The organism is uncultured Neglectibacter sp., from assembly GCA_937958185.1.
Classification (GTDB): domain Bacteria; phylum Bacillota; class Clostridia; order Oscillospirales; family Acutalibacteraceae; genus Acutalibacter.
On sequence record CALFFN010000027.1, the window covers coordinates 85417 to 104783 of the forward strand.

A 19367-nucleotide genomic window follows, 5' to 3' on the forward strand; every position below is an offset into this window, starting at 1 on the left:
GATCATGGATATCATTTACTTGAAAAGGATGAGAGAGCAAGTAGACGAAAGCTTTGTAGGCTTTAGACCGAATGGCTCAAGCGTCAAGCCTGTTCATATATATAGTGGTGCTTCTCGTATCATCTATGGTGAAAGCGTTAATACGCAGAACATCAAACGCCTTTCCTATGTAAGTGATGCTAAGGGAAAGACACCAAAAAACAACACTCTCGAAAAGGTCAAGGAAATGTTGCATGAATCTGATGCCCTTGATGACGGTATTCGAGATGATGATTTGGTCTCTTTTAGAAATCTACTTCAAAAACTCCTTGCTGCAGATAATGGCGTGTTCTCTGGAACAGATGATGGCATGGTTTCATATAGTGCAGGCTCCAAATACTTTATTACAAGTCCGGCACTATATGAAGATGCAGGAGAATTTGTTGGCAGTTTGGTCAACAAATACTGCCCAGAGCTTTGCAATCACATTAAGGATATTTTGGACAACGGGAATGACCCCATCAGCATACTTTTCGAGCCTGTCGCAGAAACTGACACTAAAGCCATAACATCTGATCATCTTGATGAGGTTGCCATACTCAGCGCACCCAATGCAGCATTCGATGATTTCACACAAGGACTTGCTGCTGCTGGAAACTGCTTGTGCAAGCACTTACGCAGTCATCCTAACCAACTAACGCAGCTTCGCATATTCAATTTCTTCTGCATTTATATTCTTATTCGATATTTGGCGTCCTTGGAATCCTTCTACTGCGGAGGAAGCAAACGCCCCTTCCTACTGGACTTTTCTAGTGAAGCTTCCAGCAGTGTTGCACGCGCTTCAGTAATGTCTTATACTCAGATTCATAGAGCGATTTCGAGATTCTATGCTTGGGGATATGCACAGGGCTTGAAAAAAGACAGTATAACCAAAAACGATCTGCTGGTAATGGATGCACCTATGCTTGACGAAAAAGGCAAAACTAAAGCTGGAAAAGTCGAACTAGCAAGAATGTGGGACTTAGCAAAGACAGATGCAAGAGATCTTCCCGAAGAAGATGCGCTGCTTGTGTTTGGAACAACCATTTACGACATGCTTGCACTTGAAGCATCCTCACATCCGGTTGTGTATCTCCGGCAAATAGGCACACACGCCGGGTTGCTTTACCCTCCTACCAATCTCCATGTGAACAAACGATTTGTTGTTTCTCAGGATATGTTGGAAATGATTATGCGTTCCTGCGTAGAACCAGATGAGACTTTAGTTGCCGCAGAGTTAAAGGAGAGACTCTGGAAAAGATTTGGTATTGTTATCGGTGGCGATGAAACAGACATGGAAAAGATTCAGGCTACCGGGAGTATAATTTCTGCGGACACGGATGCCCTCCGCAGTAACTTTAACCATTTCTCAAAAACTCTTGAAGCCATTAACTTTGCAGATATTATGGCTGATGGTATATTACAAATCAGACTGGGAGGTGTTTCTAAATGAAAACAAAACAAGAAATACTTGTCAATGTCTTGAGCGCAAAGCTTGGCAACGCCAAGGTTGGTGTGATCGTTCGTGGAATTACTGAAATAGATCCTGTCGCTGCCGTTGAAACGCTATCTCGAAATAATGAAACCAAGTATTATGTTTCAGCAGTCGGCTACAATATTTACGAAGTCCACGAAACTGATATGATTGCAGTATCTCACATGATTGAGGATGCTGTCCGATGGCGTAGTAAACCTGCTCTTGCAGGAAAAATCATCGTCTTCGTTAAGAGCGACAGTGATAAACTACATTCACTTGCTGAGTTTGACGAAGTAACAACAAGAGATTTGTCGCTACAGCTCATAGAAGAACGCATTGCTGAGTCGCAGAATACTCCTTGTGAAAAGTTTTGGAATGCGCTCAAAGAAACATCATCGTACTATTCGTTCGATATTTTTTATGAGTTTATAGAGGCAGTTTGTCTGTGCCCTGATGCGAATAATGCAATTCCTATGAATATGTGGCATTTGGGTTTGCTTTGTGACTACGACATCTTAAACACTAATATTAAGCCGGAGGAAAGACTATCTCGCAATAGGGAACTGATTATTATCATCGGGCAGTTGAGCGACGAATCACGAAAAAAAATCAGCAGTGCGTTGACTCGAAGCAGCAAAGAAAACAACACCGAACTGCAAACTGCATATCGACATCTGCAGGAATACTTCAAATATGGCAGAAAGGACACCTTGAAGCAGTTGTCCTACGATATTGTGCAGCAACTGTTTGTTGCTCCCAAATCAAAGAAAAAGAAAGACACGAGTGGTCAAAACGATCCTAACAACGGTGGCAAGGAACCTATTTCCATCCAGCCCTTGAAGACTAAGGAAATCGATAAACTCATTGCGGATATCATCGTTGATCCTACGGATGAGGATTTGGAAACCTTGCGGGATTTCTTCGATGAACTTGAAAAAAGGTACGACGAAAGCAGCGAAGAAAATAAAGACAGTTTCCCAACCATCGGGGGTGTCTTTGAAAATCGTCCGATTGTTCTTGACAATCACAGCTCTCAGTTTAGACGGATTATAGGAACTGCTTGTAATCAGGATGCTTGGGGAGGCGTAATGTTTACCGAGGAAGGTGTTCTTCGTGATGCAATGTCATCAGATTATGAGTCGTTTATTCCCTTTGTTCCAATGCAGGGTGATTCCAAAACCAGCTTCGATGGATCATCACTCTTTGAGTTTATTCGTAGATTTGACAAACAATTTGCAGCTAAGAAATTAGAGAATGTAGAAGCCTTTACTCCTATTCTTGAAAAGCTTTCCGAGGCAAGAAACTTTTTGGTAAGCAAGCTCGATTTGGTAATGTACCATCCTATCCTGTCTTTTGGTATAAATGAAAGGCTTGGAATAGCTCTTGACGATTATATGACTGCATGGACTAATCTGCTTCGTGTATATTGCAGAAACGAGATCGCCATGCACGAAATTAGCCCTAAGGGAACAGTATTCATCGCAAGGTCTCTTCTTCTGTTAGATGTCTTGTATGTGAAAACACCGACAGAGTGGAAAGGGCTCCTTCTTCCGACCCATCCTCTGTTCCTGTGGCGTTATTATGAGGTTTTCAAAGAACTCAAAAACCATAGGGATATGATGGGCGAAGAGGATGCCAACGATTTGACGAAGGCAATTTCCAATCTGCCTCAGATGCTCAATTTTATTGTTGTTGATAAGTCTATCACAAATAGCATTAGTGCCGAGCTTCCTTGCTCTGGAAGTATTGAGATGCTTCCAACATACGAAAACAAAACCAACAGATACTTAGGGTATGATGGAACTCAGTCTATACCGGAAGTCCTTTCTCGCTGGGTAGCGTTTGCTCCATATACCAGCAAAGAGGTACGCATTTGTACTGTTGATGCTCCCGATATGCCGAGCATTCTCAAGGCATTCAAAGAGAGCATCGAGAAAGGAATTTGCAGCCGAATTGTATACGACGCATACCTAACAAGATCACAAAACGGAAATAGTGAGTTGACAAAACTCGACTACATGATTTCTGATTATGAGGTTGGCGAATATATCAAATCAGGCAAGATTGCGATTAGCATTCAGAACCTTGCATCCTCTGCAGAGATTAAACGCGTTCTGGATGACCGCCCTGTGCATCTTGCTTTCTATTTCGACCAGTCCTCTTATTCGATTGAATATGGTCCTACAACAAAGAACCTCTATATTAGCCCACTGGTAGTCACTTATGATTATGACTTTGACGAGATTACTCAGCGCGGCGAAATCTTCCCGTCTTCAAACATGGAGTCTGGAATGATTGGCGATTATCACAAAATGCTACGCTTTGCCGATATTGTCTCGAATGATAGAAGTCCTCGTCCGACATATAATCCAGAGGCTGATATTAGTGCCGTTCTGTCAACTATTCGAGATAGCAATACGCAGTGGTTGATTGCTGCGGATAGAACAACGAGTAATTATCTTCCGATTGATACAATCCCTATCGGAGAAAAGCAATACGGAAAAAGAATGGTTAGCATTTGGAGCTCTCGTAATTCGCGCATTATCAGCCAGTATCAATCCTTACTGAGACAGTACAACCTTCATCCGAAGAAGGAAACCCTCATCGACATTTTGTCACAATTTGGACATATTTCGTCCGAAGGACTTATCAGCATCCCTCGTTATGGTGCGGATACGCAGGCTATCGATAATCGAAAAAAAGGGCTTATCGGAACAGTCTTTGCAGCTACATGGTACTCCAAACTGCACAAGAATTCTCTTGTTGCCTCTCTCGACACGCCAGATGCGCGTCAATGGCTTAACGACAGCCACTACCCGAATGATAGAGCTGACCTGATTGGTTTGTATTATAACGAAGAAAAGCAGACACTTCATGTACAGCCGATAGAGGTTAAAACAAGAGACGAGTCCCCTGATGCAATCATAACTGTTGATGAAAAGACTAGTGAGAAGCACCTTGCTGGACATGCAGCCGATCAGGTTTCTGCCGTCGTTAGAATGCTCCAAGAGATCTTTGGACTTGTCGAAACAGATGCCTTAAACATGTTTGTTTCTGCGAGACGCGAAATCCTTAAATATCAAATTGTTTCTGAATGCTTTCGCGACATTCATGATTCTGAATGGCAAAAAGAATGGAGTAAAATCTTTAAAAAAGCTTTTGCACCCTCCAGAGAGCGAAACATCAAAATTGATATTTCCGGAGTGCTTGTCCATGTCAAGTTAAGTGAAACTGGTGCAAAGAAGCCAGTAGACTGCATAAATCCAAAGTTCGATGATTGTCCTATTCGCTTTGTCGAACTAACATCGAAGGAGATTCAGGAACAGGTGTTGGGTAATTGCGAAGGCATTATTCCGGCTTGGACATCAGTTGATTTCGATGAAACAGAGGCGAAAACAACCGAGGAAGAAGAGCAGACTGCAGATATGCTTGACAACTCCGACAACACTCAAGGAGCATTCCGAACAAATGATGATACCCCCTCTTCTACCAATGAGACTTCTGGAAAATCCGCAGAGAGCCAAGATATTGGAGAAGATACCACAGTGGCAGAGAACACAGGCGGAGTTCCTCCTAAAAGTTCTATTCCGCTTGAAGAAATTGAACAGTTGGTATCTGACTTCAAAAAATCGTGTAGAGATTATCACATACAACTCAAGGAATGCTGTGCTGCAAATCAGGCTGTTGTAGGGCCGAACGTTATCAGAATCTATTTTAAGCTTGCTCGTGGTCAAGGTTTGGCTGCGTTAAACAATCACCTTGAAGATATTTCAAGAGAAATGAAGCGATCTGGCGTGTTGATTCAACAGATTCAAAATTCCGATAAACTCATTCTTGATGTGCCAAGATTAAGCCGTGAAATGGTATCCTTCACAGAGGTTATTAAAAAGCTTCCAGTTGTCGATTCTCCCGAAAAGCTGTACTTTCCTCTTGGAAGAACACCAGAAGGAAAGGACATTATCAAGGATATCTCTGAGTTGCCTCACCTTCTTGTGGGCGGCAGTACCGGTTCTGGCAAAACAGTATTCCTATTTACCATGCTGGCATCTCTGCTAAAAACGCATCCGACAGCAGATGATCTGCAAATCGTTTTGTCATCCTCCGGATTGGAAGACTTTGTCCATTTTGAGGGAATTCCGCATTTGGTTGGAGGCAAGGTAATCTCTGATGCTGAGGAAGCAACAGAACTCATTAAAAGTGTAGTGTTCACAGAATTTGAGCGTCGAGAGAAAATATTGACTGATGCAAGAGTTGCTAACATTTCACAATATAATCAAAAATGCACCCCGAAGCTTGCACCGATGGTCGTTGTTATCGACGAGTTTGCTGATCTGGCAGATCAACTTGAGACAAAGAAGGAGAAAGAGGCATTCTTCATACCGGTAAAACGAATTGCGCAAATTGGGCGTAAAAGAGGTATTCATTTGGTGCTGTGTACGCAGCGTCCAGCAGCAACCCTTGTTCCGTCCAATATTAAATCTCAACTTAGCGGTAGACTTGCACTGCGCGTAAATGACGCAAACTCTTCTCGAATGATCTTAGAGGAAGGTGGCGCACAATATTTGCAGAAGCATGGCGACATGATTTATAAGAATGGCGCGGAGACCGAAAGAGCGCAAGGTTATTTTATATCTATTGACGAACTGGATGAAATCATTGAAGGAATAAAACGGCTCAATGAATGATTCTATAGCTACTACACACCCTTCCAAACTCAAAATTGGAGAATTCATAAGCGAAAGCAAAAATAGATTCCTCTGTACTGTCAAAACTGATGGTACAGAGGAAGTCTGCTACATTGCATCATCCTGTCGATTAGATAATTTTCTTGACCTAAAAGGCAAAAGTGTCCTTTTGCTTAAAAACAAGAGGACGAAGGGCAGAACAAAATTCTCAGTAATAGGCGTTAAACACAAGCGAAGCTATATAATTCTAAACACCTCTTGGGCAAATAAAGCAATCGACAGTAGTTTCCTGAAACGCAAATTTTCCTTCTTAGGAAAACGGAAGGATTATCGGAAAGAAAGGGATGTTAATGGTTATAAAGCGGATTTTTATATTCCATGCTCCAAAACCATAATCGAGGTGAAAAGCGTTATTGCAACAGGCGAAACAGCATTTTTCCCGACAGTTTATTCCGAACGCACATTCACGCAGCTAAAAACGATATCCGAGCTTCTTGATGCTGGGTACAAAGGGTATTTTATCATAGTGTCACTTAACCCTTATATCAAAGAGATCAACCTGGTTCAAGGCACTGAAATTGTTGAACGGTTAAATGAGTGTGTTGCTCGTGGTTTAATCGTTAAAGGGTTTTGCTGTCGCCTTTCAAATGATGGCTTGCCTCTAATTACAAACGAAATACCAGTTCAGATATAGAAAAGAGCCTCAGCCGATACCCAAATGGGCATCGACGGAGGCTCTGTGCATTGTTGGCAAGTGTTCAACATCGACACTTTTATTCCCGGTCTAACCGAAGAAGAACGCCGCATAGGAAAGCATACGAGCTTAAGCAAAGGCCCTGCCAAGGAAACTACCGCAGAAAGCCATTATGCGCAGATCACCTCCGAATGAACAACTTCTCGTACTCTCGCCTGGATATTGTTCGTCCTCTGTACCCACTCCATTGGCGCATCTGCCCTGAATTGCTCTGTCAGCCCCTCTTGGTGAGTGTATTGCTCCACCAACCGAAGAAATAGTTACTGTGCGTATTCCTCCGTATCGACAAGGCGGTCATGGAGCTAGCCAGAGGTAAGCAGGTTATAATATAGCACCCTATGATGCTGCTTTAAGTACCGCAGCCGTTGTCGGTCTCTCCTGCCGGTTCGGTCAGCTCATAGCTTGAGTGCCACCGGCACTCATTCGCCCCCACACGCCGATGGGACGGAAATCTTCTTCGCGTAAGTGCAGATCCGGCAGAATATAATCTCCCTGTATGGTGCAGGTGCCGCTCATTTGCTCGTGTAGTGATTTCTCCATATAAATAAGCCCCTTTGATGCTGTCATTGTACCAAAGGAGGTTTTTACTTGCGAATGCGCATTTCCTTTATAAACATAGGCTACTCGAAAAGCATCCATTATTTCTCACCCTTTCTGCCCGGCACAGCTTCCATATCAAACATGGAAAGAGCGACATTGACTTTATCCATTCTGACAGTTTCTTTGCCTTGCTCCAGCTCTCGGATAAAGCGAAGCCCAAGACCGGAACGCACTGCAAACTCTTCTTGGGTGAGGCCGACTGCTCTTCTGTTTTCTTTGATAAACTCAGCTATTTTATTCATGATCCTATTGCCTCCACACATTGTATTCGCTCATATTTTACACCCTAACGGGTATGCTGTCAAGCAAATTCTAACATTATTATACCCTATAAGGTATATTTTTATGCGGCCATCTCTGGGCTATACCTTATAGGGTATAAAATATATAAAAAGAGTTTTGGCAAACTCACCAAGTCAAGCATAACAGTAAAAACAGAACCCGGACAACACTCTATCGCAAGCGCTGCCCGGGTTATTTATTTAGCTCCTAACTGTGCAATTATCAGCAATAATAAGTAACAGAGCCAAAATAGCTCTGCCATTTTTCAATCACTTCAGCGCTGCGTGCTTCGATGATCCTCATCATATTCCGAAGCGTCCGCTCCGGAATTTGAGAATGGTTATGACACAGGAAGCATTTTCCAGCCGCTGTGATCCAAATCTTTGTGGCATTTTCAGAAGGTGCGCCCTCTGAGACATGAACATGAATCGGTTCCAGCGGGTCGTTCTCATTTGCCCAGAAGTAGACCCAGTAAGAGCCGATCTTAAAAACCTGCGGCACTGTCAAAGCCTCCATCCTGGGCGAATTGCAGAATCAAATGAGCTGTAGATTGAATGACCTCCCGATAACGGGCAATTTCTTTTTCAGAAAACCCGGTGATATCCTGCCACTCATAGCCGGGGAGGATACACACAGCATGATGGAAGCAGTCCTTTTCATCAGGCTTTTCCAGATAGACCTTGACCGTTTTGTCCGGGCGCATTTCAGAGTGGACGATTTCGGTGCCGTCGTCCAGCGTTAAAAATGGATACATCACAGGGAATCCCCCCTTTTCTCTTTGCTCTTATTATATACGGTAAAGTTGAAAATAGCAAGCCGGGCGGCGCTCCTCGTAGAGCGCCGCCCGGGTTTTCCTTTCTTATCTTACCACCCATAAGAATCGTTTTGAATCGTTACTGCTGTATGTACCGTACTTTTGCTTACCCCAAACTGCTTTGCCGCCCGGCGGACGGTGGCGTTGTTTTCTACGATAAATTCCCCCAGCCTTGTCGCCCTGTCGTCTATTACATTGTTCGCCATAAGAACACCCCTTGCTTCCTAACGTGTTTCATTTCTATGTGGAAAACAAAGCGGTTAGTACAGATAAGAGGATTTCCGCTTCGTTTTTTGGGCTTTTTCCTGTCAAAGCTCCCCCCTCCCCTAAAAAATTTTTTCAAAAACACTTGACAACGGGCGGTGGTTCTGGTATCCTGCTAATTGCTTAGTTACTTGACTAACTAACTAGAACGGAGTTGAGGCCATGAATCTGGATTTCAATTCGGAAAAGCCAATTTTCCAGCAGATCTCCGAGGGGATCGAGGACGGCATTCTTACCGGGGCGTTCCCGGAGGAAAGCCAGATCCCCTCCATTACAGATTTTTCCCTGCGCTACACCATCAATCCTGCTACGGCGCTGAAGGGGATCAACCTGTTGGTCGAGGAAAATATCCTTTACAAAAAGCGGGGCGTGGGAATGTTCGTGTCAAAGGGCGCGCGGCAGCGCGTGCGGGAAAAACGCAGGGAAAGCTTTATTCCCACCTATGTGTCCGCTCTGGTGGCGGAAGCCCGGAGACTGGGGCTTTCCGCAGAGGAGCTTTGCAGCATCATTCAACAAGGCTATCAAGCCGAAAAGGAGGAAATAAAATGAGCATTGCGGTAAACCAGGTTTCCAAAAGCTTCGGCGAGGTGCGGGCATTATCGGGCGCCACCCTCACCTTTGGCGACCAGAAGCTGTGCGGGCTTCTGGGGCGCAACGGCGCGGGGAAATCCACCCTGCTGAACGTGATCTCCAACCGGGAATTTCCCGATTCCGGCAGTATTTCCGTGGACGGCGCTCCCGCCATGGAAAACGACGCCGCGCAGGCAAAGCTCTATCTTATGAGCGAGAAGACCTGCTATCCGGAAGCCATGCGGGTGCGGGAAGCCTTCCGCTGGACAAAAAATTTCTATCCCGCCTTTGACGAGGAGTTTGCCAAACACCTGGCGGACAGCTTCCAGCTGAACCTGAAGTCCAAGGTAAAGGGGCTTTCCACCGGGTACCTTTCCATTTTCAAGCTGGTGCTGGCGCTTTCCGTGAACGTGCCCTACGTGCTGCTGGACGAACCCGTGCTGGGGCTGGACGCCAACCACCGGGAACTGTTTTACAAGCTGCTGCTGGCAAAGTACGCGGAGAAGCCCTTCACCGCCGTGATCTCCACCCATCTGATCGAGGAAGCCGCCCGCTTCATCGAAGACGTGGTGATCCTGAAGGACGGTCAGGTGCTGAATTCCTGCTCGAAAGACGATTTGACCGCCGGCTATTATACGGTTTCCGGCAGCGCCGCCGCAGTGGAAGCTTACATAAAGGGCAGAAATGTGCTGGACGTAGAGGTCATCGGCGGGCTGCGCTCCGCCTGTGTGGAGGGCAAGCCGGAGAAATCAGCCGCCGCGCCGGAGCTGGAATTTTCCGGGATAGACCTGCAAAAGCTTTTCATTCTGCTGACCAATTCCTAAAAAGGAGGGAATTTTCATGCAAATTTTTTCTACGTTCCGCTATCATTTCGGCATTTACAAAAAAGAGCTGCAATGCTATTATCCCGTCATTATCGCCGTAGAACTCTTCGCGATCCTGCTCAGCGTGCCATTTATTTACATCGGAAAAGCCGGGGATGGACCTGCCCTGACCACCAACGGGGTCACCGCCATTTCCTGCCTTGCGGTGACGGTCACCATGATATCCCACTTCCGGGAGGGCTTCGCCATGTGTATCCAGAACGGCGTGTCCCGCCGCAGCCAGTTTCTGGGGCAGCTTCCCGCCGCGGCGGCGATGTGCCTCTGCATGGCGGTGCTGGACGAAGCCGTGACCCTGCTGCTGCGTTTGCTGGGATTGCTGCCCTTCGCTCACATCGAGTCCCTCTCCCTGCTGGAAACCACGTTTGCCGGCGATGTGGCAGGGCTGCCCCCTGTGGTGACCGCCCTGGCGTCCGTGATATTCAGCTTCTTTCTGCTGCTGGGCTTCTGCGGCATCGGCTCTTTCACCGGCGCGCTGTTCTATCGGCTGAACAAGCTGGGGAAAATTATTCTCGGCGTGAGCTTGGGCGCGGGATTCATGATAGGGCTTCCCCTTTTGTCGGAGCTTTTCTATGCCCACCCGGATTGGGCGATCTCCCGGATGCTCTTGAATTTTGCCGTCTCCCTGGGGCGTTTGGTGTTCAGCTCCCCGTGGAACCTTTCCGTAACAGGGCTGATCCTCTTCTCCATTCTGGGTGTGTTTGTCTGGCTGTTGATGCGGCGGGCGCCGTTAAAGCTGCGCCGCTGATCCTTGTTCTCGCGTGTTTCCCTCCAAGGGCAATTTGCCTTTGGAGGGATTTTTTGTCATTTTGCAGGGAGAAATGAAAAAGATTGCAAAAAAGCAAAAAATATCGGTTGCAAGAACAGGCTTTTTCCGATACAATAGAATAATATACGCACCTCACAGAAAGGCTGGTTGAATCAATGGCTTTGGACTTTCCAAAACGCCCTTACCATACCCATGGCGGCGCCCATGTCCCCCACTGCAAGAATACGTGGGAAACCCCCTCTGCCGTGCTGCCGCCCCCGGCGCAGGTGATCCTGCCCATGCAGCAGCATATTGGCGCGCCCTGCACCCCCGTGGTGCAGAAGGGCGATCATGTGTACCTGGGGCAGGTGGTCGGCGACAGCGACGCGTACCTTTCCGCCCCTGTCCACGCCTCCGTTTCCGGCACGGTGGCGGACGTCACGGAGATCATGCTGACCGGCGGGCAGATGACCGCCGCGGTCGTCATTGATTCCGACGGCAAAATGGAGCCGGATCCCGGCATTTACCCCCCTGCCGCCATACATAACCGGGAAGAGCTGGTGCGTGCCGCCCGCTCCGCCGGGCTGGTAGGGCTGGGCGGCGCAGGGTTCCCCGCCCACGGCAAGCTGAACGTGCCGGAGGACAAGGCGCTGGACACCTTGATCGTCAACGCGGCGGAATGTGAACCCTATGTCACCTCGGATCACCGGGAAGCGCTGGAAAACGGAAAAAATGTGCTGGACGGCATTTACAAGGTCAAGGAAATCCTGGGCGTCCACAGGGTGTTCATCGCCGTGGAGGACAACAAGCCCGATGTGATCGAAAAATTAAAGGAGATCGCGGACAATCAGGAAATGGACCCGCTGGACGAGGTGCGGGTGTTCCCGCTTCGCAGCCGGTACCCCCAGGGCGCGGAAAAGGTGCTGGTGCGCGCCTGCACCGGGCGGCAGATCCCTCCCGGCAAGCTGCCGGCGGACGTGGGCTGCCTTGTGATGAACATTGCTTCCATCTCCTTTTTGGCAAGCTATATGCGCACGGGAATGCCCCTGACGAAAAAGCGGGTGACCATTGACGGCTCGGCGGTGCGGAGCCCCCAGAATGTCATCGTGCCCATCGGCACGCCTATCCGGGACATTATCGCGTTCTGCGGCGGCTACAAAGCCGAACCGAAAAAGCTTTTGATGGGCGGTCCCATGATGGGCATTGCCATCACCTCCGACGAGCTGCCTGTTTTGAAGCAGAATAACGCCATTCTGGCATTCGATGAGCGGGAAGCCGCCTTGCAGGAGCCTACCGACTGCATTCGCTGCGGCAAATGCGTGGCAGCCTGCCCCATGAAGCTTGCGCCCACCAAGCTGGAAAAGGCAGCGCTCAAGAAAGACCTTCCCGCCCTGCAGGAGCTGGATATCATGACCTGTATGGAATGCGGCAGCTGCGCCTTCGTCTGCCCCGCCGGGAGACGGCTGGTACAGGCGATCCGGCTGGGGAAAAGCTATCTCAGAAAGTCAGGAGGCAAAAAGTAATGGAAAAGCTGATCGTTTCCTCCTCCCCTCATTTTCACGGGAAAAGAACTACCCAGAACATCATGCTGGACGTGATCATCGGGCTTGCCCCTGCCATGATCGCCTCAGTGGTGATCTTCGGCTTCCGGGCGATGGTGCTGATCCTCACCTGCGTGGCAAGCTGTATTTTAAGCGAGTACCTTTCCCGGCGGGTGATGAAGCGCCCCCAGACCGTGGGGGACCTTTCCTGCGTGGTAACGGGCATTCTGCTGGCGCTGAACCTGCCTGTCTCCATTTCCCCGCTGATCGCCGTATTCGGCAGCGTGGTCGCCATTGTGGTGGTGAAGCAGATGTTCGGCGGCATCGGGCAGAACTTTGTGAACCCTGCCCTTACCGCCCGCATTATTCTGATGAATTCCTTTCCCGCCCGCATGACACACTGGACGGCGGCGTTTGACTATTCCTCCCCTGCTGAACTCACCACCACCGCCACACCGCTGGTCTCCTTCTGGCAGAACGGCGGAGAGGGCGCGCCGACCTACCTGCAGCTGTTTTTAGGCGCTCACGGAGGCTGTCTGGGAGAGACCTGCGCGCTGGCGATCCTGCTTGGCGGGCTGTATCTGATAATTCGCAGGGTCATCAGCCCTGTGATCCCCGTCACCTATCTTGCCACCGCGGCGGCGCTTTCCGCCCTGCTTGGCAGGAACCCGCTGGTCGATCTGCTTTCCGGCGGGCTGATGCTGGGCGCGTTCTTCATGGCGACGGATTACACCACCAGCCCGCTGTATTTCAAGGGACGGCTGGTTTTTGCCATTGGCTGCGGAATACTCACCATGCTCATTCGGGAGTTTGGCTCCCTGCCCGAGGGCGTTTCCTACTCCATCGTTTTGATGAATATTCTCACCCCCCTCATTGAGCGGGCATGCAGACCCAAGCCCTTTGGGGTCGGGAAGCCAAAAAAGGAAGGAAAGGCAGGTGGTACGCCGTGAAAAGCCGCATAAAGGAAGTGCTGCTGCCCACCGCCGTGCTGACCCTGATCTGCGTGATCGTGGCGGCGGCGCTGGCGGGCACCAACCTGCTGACGAAAGAAAAAATTGCCGAACAGGCGGAAAAAAAAGCCGGAGAGTCCCGGGCGCTGGTGCTGCCGGGAGCAAGCTATTTTGAAGAAGCCCCGGACGGCTCGCACTATATTGGATCAGCTTCGGAGGGCGGCGCTGCCATCGGCTACGTGTTTGAAGCCTCCGCCAAGGGCTACGGCGGGGACGTCAGCGTGATGACGGGCATCAACACGGAGGGAAAGATCACCGGGGTGGTCATTTTGAGCCACGAAGAGACCCCGGGGCTGGGCGCAAACGCCGAAAAGGAGGACTTTCGCGCCCAGTTCCTGCAGGACGCACCGCCCCATGGGCTGGAGCTGGTAAAGTACCAGACCCCCGCCGCCGGGCAGGTGGAAGCCATCACCGGCGCTTCCATGACCAGCGGCGCCGTAACTGACGCTGTGAATCAGGCGATCGAAAGCTATCAGAACACCTATGCTTCCGAGGGGGGGAATAACTGATGGGCGAAAAAAAGAGCCTGTGGAAGGAATTTTCCAAGGGCATTATCAGGGAGAACCCCGTCCTGCGGCTGGTGCTGGGCTGCTGCGCTACTCTGGCGGTGACCACCGCCGCCGGGAACGCCATCGGCATGGGGCTTGCCACCACCTTTGTGCTGGTGTGCTCCAACGCCGTGATCTCCCTTCTGCGCAATGTGATCCCCAATAAGGTGCGCATTCCCGCCTTTATCACCATTATCGCGGGCTTTGTCACGGTGGTGCAGCTTTTTATCAAAGCTTTTTCCCCCGCGCTGGACACAGCGCTGGGCGTGTACCTGCCCCTCATTGTGGTAAACTGTATCATTCTGGGCAGGGCGGAGATGTTCGCCAGTAAAAACAGAATGCTGCCCTCTGTTCTGGACGGGCTGGGCATGGGGGTGGGCTTCACCGCCGCCATGCTGTGCATGGGGATCATTCGGGAGCTGCTGGGCGCGGGCACGGTATTCGGGCTGCCCGTTCTCTCCGGCTTCATGGAGCCCATCATCATCTTCCTGCTCCCTCCCGGCGGATTTTTCGTGTTCGGTATGCTGGTAGCGTTGGCAGGGAAGCTTTCCAAGAACGGCAAAGCCCCGGAAAGCGTGGGCTGTGGCGGCTGCCCATTAGCCGCTTCTTGCTCGATGAAGGATAAAAATGAACCCTGTGAAAAGGAGGCGGTAAAATAATGGACGGTCAAACCATCAAAAGCCTGGTCGCTATTTTCCTAGCCGCCATTCTTACAGAAAACTATGTGCTCAATAAATTTCTGGGGATATGCCCCTTTTTGGGGGTGTCCAAAAAGCTGAATACCGCCGTGGGCATGAGCTGCGCCGTCACCGTGGTGATGGTGATTTCCACGGCGGTGACCTGGCCGCTGTACACCTATCTGCTGGTGCCCAATGACCTGGGGTATTTGCAGACCATCGTGTTCATTCTGGTCATTGCGGCGCTGGTGCAGCTGCTGGAAACGGTGCTGCGGAAGTACATGCCGCCGCTGTACAATTCCCTGGGCATTTACCTGCCCCTTATCACCACCAACTGCGCCGTGCTGGGCGTTACCATGCTGGTGCTGGAAAAAGGCGCCGCCGACCCCTCCTTTGGATATGTGCAGTCCCTTGTCAACGCTTTCGGCTCCGGGATAGGCTTCCTGGTGGCGATGGTGCTGTTCGCCGGGGTCCGGGAGCGGCTGGAGGACTGCGACATTCCCGAATGCTTTCAGGGGCTGCCCATCACACTGGTGGCGGCGTCTCTGGTGGCGGTGTCCTTCCTGGGCTTCAACGGTCTGGTAGACAGGCTGCTGTAAAGCTTCCCAAACGCTGTAAGAGGAACACGATAGAGAACAATGCGCTTTTTGCGGAAGCTTCTCTTAGGTCTGTTTTAGAAAAGGAGAGTACCCTATGAATTTTATCACTCCCATTCTGATCGTCGGCATGATCGGCCTGCTTGCCGGCGTGGTGCTGGCGGTGGCGTCCATTGTGATGGCTGTGCCCAAGGACGAAACCGCCGAAGCGCTGGAAGAGCTGCTGCCCGGCGCGAACTGCGGCGCCTGCGGCTTTTCCGGCTGCTCCGGCTATGCCGCCGCCATGTCCAAGGGGGAAGCAAAGCCCGGGCTGTGCTCTCCCGGCGGCGAAGCGGTGGCAAAGCAGTGCGCCGAGCTTTTGGGCGCCGGGGACGTGCAGGTGGAATATAAAACCGCGTTGGTGCGCTGCATGGGCAGCTATGACAATACCACGGACAAGATGGTCTACGACGGCATCAGAAGCTGCTCCGCTTCCACCTTTCTGGCGGGCGGCGTCACCAGCTGCCACTACGGCTGCATGGGCATGGGGGACTGCGTCAATGCCTGCGAATACAGCGCTGTCACCGTGTGCAACGGCGTGGCGAAAATCGACCCCCAAAAATGCAGGGGCTGCTCCAAATGTGTGGAAGCCTGCCCCAAGGGCATGATAAGCTTTGTCCCGCTGAAAAAACAGGCGGTGGTTCGCTGCTCCAACTGCGATACGGGCAGGAACACCATGCAGGTGTGCAAGATCGGCTGTATCGGCTGCAAAAAATGCGAAAAGACCTGCGAATACGGCGCAATTTCCGTTCAGAATAACCTGGCGCAGGTGGACCCGGCAAAATGCACCGGCTGCGGCAAATGCGTGGAAGCCTGCCCTCGGCACGTGATCACGCTGCTGGAGCTGTAACGGCAAAACAGGGGGATATTTCGTGAGCAGAAAAAGGAAAGTGATAATCGCCATCTGCGCGGCGCTGTGCCTTATGGTCTTTGCGGCGCTTTTCGCGGTGTTCCGGGAGAAGCCAGCCCCGCCGGTCAACGCCAATATCGCGGTGGCTTCCGATCTACATTACATTGCCCCCGGGCTTACCGACCATGGGGAGTATTTTCAAAAGGTGCTGGAGCATGGCGACGGCAAGACCATGGAATACTGCGAGGAGATCACCGACGCCTTTCTGGAGCAGGTGCTGGAGGAAGCCCCCGACGTGCTGATCCTTTCCGGCGACCTGACCTTCAACGGCGCCCGGCAGAGCCATGAAGCCCTGGCGGAAAAGCTGAAACCCCTTCGGGACGCAGAGATCCCCGTGCTGGTCCTTCCCGGGAACCACGATCTGCGAAACCAAAACGCCGCCAGCTTTCAGGGGGACAGCTACACCCTGGTGGACAGCATCGACAGCGGCGAATTTGCGGAAATTTACAGCGATTTCGGCTATAACGCCGCCCTCAGCCGGGACAGCGCTTCTTTGAGCTATGTGTTCCAGCTGACCCCGGAGCTGCGGGTGCTGCTGGTAGACGTGAACACAGCGGGCTCCGCCGGTATCGCGGCGGAAGAGACACTGCTCTGGGTGGAAAAGCAGTTAAAAGCGGCAAAGCGGGACGGCTGCCGGGTGCTGGCGGTGAGCCACCAGAACCTGATCGCCCACAGTAAGCTGTTCGGCTTCGGCTATGTAATCGCCAACAGCTCCGCGTTGCAGGAGCTTTATGAGAAATATGGCGTGCTCTGCAATCTCAGCGGGCATATGCACATTCAGCACACCTCGAAAAGCGAAGCCGGGCTGCGGGATATTGCCACCTCGTCCCTCCTCATGTACCCCCTGCAGTACGGTCGGCTCACCTTTTCCGGCAGGTCGGCCTCCTACCATGCCGTACAGGTGGAAACCCCCTATACCCAGTATGCTCACGACTACCACTGGCAGCATTGCTGTTCCCTGGCGGAGGAAGGCGGAGAAGCCGACGAGCTGGGCAGGTTTTTTGCCGAAGTGAACCTGGCATATTTTGCCGGGCACGTTACGGAGGAACTGTGGAACGACGAGCCGTACGAAAAACTGAAAAGCACGGAAAACCGTTCCTCACAATATCTTACCAGCATTTACGAGGACGGGTTTCAAAATCATCAGGATTTTTCCTTTGATTTTTAATTCGCGCAAGCAATACAAAACCGCCCGGTACGGAGGCTTCTCCCTATCGGGCGGTTTGCCTTTTGAAGCACATTCCCGGCGTTTCGGTTGCAAAGCCGGGGCGTTTTTGCTATCATAAAGAAAATTGCGGAAAGGGGGCTTCTCATGCGACGGATCGCCATTTGTGACGACGAGCAGGAGCAATCGGAGCTGCTGCGGGGATATGTGAAGGAGTGGAGCGCGCTGCGGGGCGAGCCTGTGGAAATACATCTGTTCCCCAGCGGGGAAGCCTTTCTGTTCGGGTGGGAGGAAGAAAAGCGCTGGGACGCGCTGCTGCTGGATATCCAGATGACCGGGATCAGCGGCATGGAGCTGGCGCGGCAGCTGCGGGCGGCGGGAGACAGGCTGCCCATTCTGTTCATCACCGGGGTGCCGGACTATGTGGAGGAGGGCTACGAGGTGGAAGCGCTCCATTACCTGAGAAAGCCCGTTGCCCGGGAAAAGCTGTTCTCCTGCCTGGACCGCGCTATGGAGCGCAGCGCGCGGGAAAGCGTCCTGCTTTTGACCACCGTTGACGGCGAAGAAGCCCGCTTCAGCCAGAAAGAGATCGCCGTGCTGGAAGCAGCCGGGCACCGGGTGCTGCTCACCACGGCAGACGGGACGACGACAGAGGTAAAAAGCGGGTTCCGAGAGCTGCTGGGCGCCCTTGCGCCGGGAGAATTTGTGCAGTGCCACCGCTCTTACGTGGTGGGGCTGCGCCATGTGCAGAGGCTGCAAAAGGAGCAGCTCATTCTGGACAGCGGCGCGGCAGTGCCCATCAGCCGCAGGCTGTTTGCGGAGGTCAACGCCGCGTTTGTGCGCTTTTACAAGAATGACGCTTAGGGAGGGGGATTTTCTATGAAGCCTTGGCTCCTCATTGTTTTGACCGTCTGCGCGGCGGCGCTGCTGACTGCCGCCGTGCTTCTGACCCGCTTCTTGACCCTGCGCAGGACACAGCGGCAGGTGGAGCGGTTCCAGTCCGATCTGCTGTCCCGGCAGGTCGGCGAGGTGGAAAACCTTTATCAGCAAATTCGGGGAATGCGCCACGACCTGCGCAATCACGCCCAGACCATGCGGGCGTATCTGGACTTGAAGCAGTATGGCGAACTGGACCGCTATTTGCAGACCCTCAGCGGCTCCTTTGAACAGGTGGACGAGGTGATCCGCACCGGGAACGTCATGGCGGACGCCATTATCAACAGCAAGCTTTCGCTGGCAGGCTCCAAGGGGCTGAATATCAGCGCCAAGGCGACCGTGCCCAGGGAAAGCAGTATCCCGGACGTGCGCCTGTGCACGATCCTCGGCAATCTCCTGGACAACGCCATGGAAGCGTGCCTGCGGCTCCCGGACCCCAAAAGCGGGTTCCTCCGCCTGTACATCTCCCCCATGAAGGGGCAGCTCTACATTTCCGTGACGAACTCCGCCCCCGGCAAGGCCAAACAGGAAAACGGGAAATTCCTTTCCGCAAAGCCGGGCAGGGACGCCCACGCCCGCCACGGCTTCGGGCTTTCCCAGATCGACCGCGCCGCCAAGCTTTCCGGCGGCTATGTCAACCGCCAGCAGGAGGAAAACGTCTTTGCCACGGAAGTGATGCTGCCGCTCTAGATGCTGGATTCTGGATACTAGATGCTGAATAAGGGCAAAAAAGTCCACAGCAACCAGCAGAATTTTTCTATTTTGATTTTCTGTCTTTTCCTTTAAGTCCTTTTCTGGTATCCGGCATTTAGTATCTAAGCAAATACTGCCAATCAAAAGGCTTGACATTTT

21 protein-coding genes and 1 pseudogene are annotated in these 19367 nt (G+C 51.4%); 16 read left to right on the plus strand and 6 right to left on the minus strand.

The window, feature by feature from the left end; translation table 11 throughout:
- The first annotated feature begins 4 nt into the window (after window positions 1–4).
- The 4 genes from AB8996_RS09005 to AB8996_RS09020 are packed head-to-tail and all read left to right on the plus strand — an operon-like array spanning window position 5 to window position 7069.
- Window positions 5–1471, plus strand: coding sequence for a hypothetical protein (locus AB8996_RS09005; protein ID WP_369298642.1), 1467 nt, complete (start codon window positions 5–7; stop codon window positions 1469–1471).
- Window positions 1468–6180, plus strand: a complete 4713-nt coding sequence (locus AB8996_RS09010; protein WP_369298643.1) for an FtsK/SpoIIIE domain-containing protein — start codon at window positions 1468–1470, stop codon at window positions 6178–6180. The genes AB8996_RS09005 and AB8996_RS09010 overlap by 4 nt, the downstream gene beginning before the upstream one ends.
- Window positions 6173–6874 carry a DNA/RNA nuclease SfsA gene (locus tag AB8996_RS09015; protein ID WP_369298644.1) on the plus strand — a complete coding sequence of 234 codons (702 nt, stop codon included), beginning with the start codon at window positions 6173–6175 and terminating at the stop codon, window positions 6872–6874. The genes AB8996_RS09010 and AB8996_RS09015 overlap by 8 nt, the downstream gene beginning before the upstream one ends.
- Before the next feature lie 24 nt (window positions 6875–6898).
- Window positions 6899–7069 (plus strand): hypothetical protein, encoded by a 171-nt coding sequence (locus AB8996_RS09020; protein WP_369298669.1) that lies wholly within the window; start codon window positions 6899–6901, stop codon window positions 7067–7069.
- Here AB8996_RS09020 and AB8996_RS09025 read toward each other — a convergent pair.
- The 6 genes and pseudogenes from AB8996_RS09025 to AB8996_RS09050 all read right to left on the minus strand — a co-directional run.
- A complete protein-coding gene (locus AB8996_RS09025) occupies window positions 7045–7179 on the minus strand; it encodes a TnpV protein (protein ID WP_369298645.1) in 135 nt (44 codons plus the stop codon). The genes AB8996_RS09020 and AB8996_RS09025 overlap by 25 nt on opposite strands.
- 145 nt (window positions 7180–7324) lie before the next feature.
- Entirely contained in the window at window positions 7325–7573 is a 249-nt protein-coding gene (locus tag AB8996_RS09030) for a hypothetical protein (protein ID WP_369298646.1), read from the minus strand.
- Complete coding sequence (locus AB8996_RS09035; protein WP_369298647.1) at window positions 7573–7776, minus strand: helix-turn-helix domain-containing protein; 204 nt, start codon at window positions 7774–7776, stop codon at window positions 7573–7575. Before AB8996_RS09035 ends, AB8996_RS09030 begins: the two co-directional genes overlap by 1 nt.
- A gap of 262 nt (window positions 7777–8038) precedes the next feature.
- On the minus strand, window positions 8039–8317 hold the full coding sequence (locus AB8996_RS09040; RefSeq protein WP_369298648.1) for a DUF4160 domain-containing protein: 279 nt from the start codon (window positions 8315–8317) through the stop codon (window positions 8039–8041).
- Window positions 8301–8570, minus strand: coding sequence for a hypothetical protein (locus tag AB8996_RS09045; protein WP_369298649.1), 270 nt, complete (start codon window positions 8568–8570; stop codon window positions 8301–8303). Before AB8996_RS09045 ends, AB8996_RS09040 begins: the two co-directional genes overlap by 17 nt.
- 137 nt (window positions 8571–8707) lie before the next feature.
- A pseudogene (locus AB8996_RS09050) lies at window positions 8708–8836 on the minus strand (sporulation transcriptional regulator SpoIIID); the annotation flags it as partial.
- Between the two features lie 220 nt (window positions 8837–9056).
- On the opposite strand from AB8996_RS09050, the gene AB8996_RS09055 reads away from it, so the two are divergent.
- From AB8996_RS09055 to AB8996_RS09110, 12 genes are all read left to right on the plus strand, one after another.
- Window positions 9057–9443, plus strand: coding sequence for a GntR family transcriptional regulator (locus AB8996_RS09055; RefSeq protein ID WP_369298650.1), 387 nt, complete (start codon window positions 9057–9059; stop codon window positions 9441–9443).
- On the plus strand, window positions 9440–10288 hold the full coding sequence (locus tag AB8996_RS09060) for an ATP-binding cassette domain-containing protein (protein ID WP_369298651.1): 849 nt from the start codon (window positions 9440–9442) through the stop codon (window positions 10286–10288). The genes AB8996_RS09055 and AB8996_RS09060 overlap by 4 nt, the downstream gene beginning before the upstream one ends.
- Window positions 10289–10304: 16 nt before the next feature.
- On the plus strand, window positions 10305–11093 hold the full coding sequence (locus AB8996_RS09065; protein WP_369298652.1) for a hypothetical protein: 789 nt from the start codon (window positions 10305–10307) through the stop codon (window positions 11091–11093).
- Between the two features lie 176 nt (window positions 11094–11269).
- A complete protein-coding gene (gene rsxC, locus AB8996_RS09070; protein ID WP_369298653.1) occupies window positions 11270–12616 on the plus strand; it encodes an electron transport complex subunit RsxC in 1347 nt (448 codons plus the stop codon).
- Window positions 12616–13584, plus strand: coding sequence for an RnfABCDGE type electron transport complex subunit D (locus tag AB8996_RS09075; RefSeq protein WP_369298654.1), 969 nt, complete (start codon window positions 12616–12618; stop codon window positions 13582–13584). Before rsxC ends, AB8996_RS09075 begins: the two co-directional genes overlap by 1 nt.
- Window positions 13581–14153 carry an RnfABCDGE type electron transport complex subunit G gene (locus AB8996_RS09080; protein ID WP_369298655.1) on the plus strand — a complete coding sequence of 191 codons (573 nt, stop codon included), beginning with the start codon at window positions 13581–13583 and terminating at the stop codon, window positions 14151–14153. The genes AB8996_RS09075 and AB8996_RS09080 overlap by 4 nt, the downstream gene beginning before the upstream one ends.
- Window positions 14153–14851 (plus strand): electron transport complex subunit RsxE, encoded by a 699-nt coding sequence (gene rsxE / locus AB8996_RS09085; protein ID WP_369298656.1) that lies wholly within the window; start codon window positions 14153–14155, stop codon window positions 14849–14851. The genes AB8996_RS09080 and rsxE overlap by 1 nt, the downstream gene beginning before the upstream one ends.
- Complete coding sequence (locus tag AB8996_RS09090; protein ID WP_369298657.1) at window positions 14851–15468, plus strand: electron transport complex protein RnfA; 618 nt, start codon at window positions 14851–14853, stop codon at window positions 15466–15468. The genes rsxE and AB8996_RS09090 overlap by 1 nt, the downstream gene beginning before the upstream one ends.
- 94 nt (window positions 15469–15562) lie before the next feature.
- Window positions 15563–16354, plus strand: coding sequence for an RnfABCDGE type electron transport complex subunit B (locus AB8996_RS09095; protein ID WP_369298658.1), 792 nt, complete (start codon window positions 15563–15565; stop codon window positions 16352–16354).
- A 22-nt stretch (window positions 16355–16376) separates the two neighbouring features.
- A complete protein-coding gene (locus AB8996_RS09100) occupies window positions 16377–17582 on the plus strand; it encodes a metallophosphoesterase (RefSeq protein WP_369298659.1) in 1206 nt (401 codons plus the stop codon).
- 144 nt (window positions 17583–17726) lie between these two features.
- Window positions 17727–18443, plus strand: coding sequence for a LytR/AlgR family response regulator transcription factor (locus AB8996_RS09105; RefSeq protein ID WP_369298660.1), 717 nt, complete (start codon window positions 17727–17729; stop codon window positions 18441–18443).
- Window positions 18444–18458: 15 nt separating this feature from the next.
- Entirely contained in the window at window positions 18459–19205 is a 747-nt protein-coding gene (locus AB8996_RS09110) for a sensor histidine kinase (RefSeq protein WP_369298661.1), read from the plus strand.
- Window positions 19206–19367 lie beyond the last annotated feature (162 nt).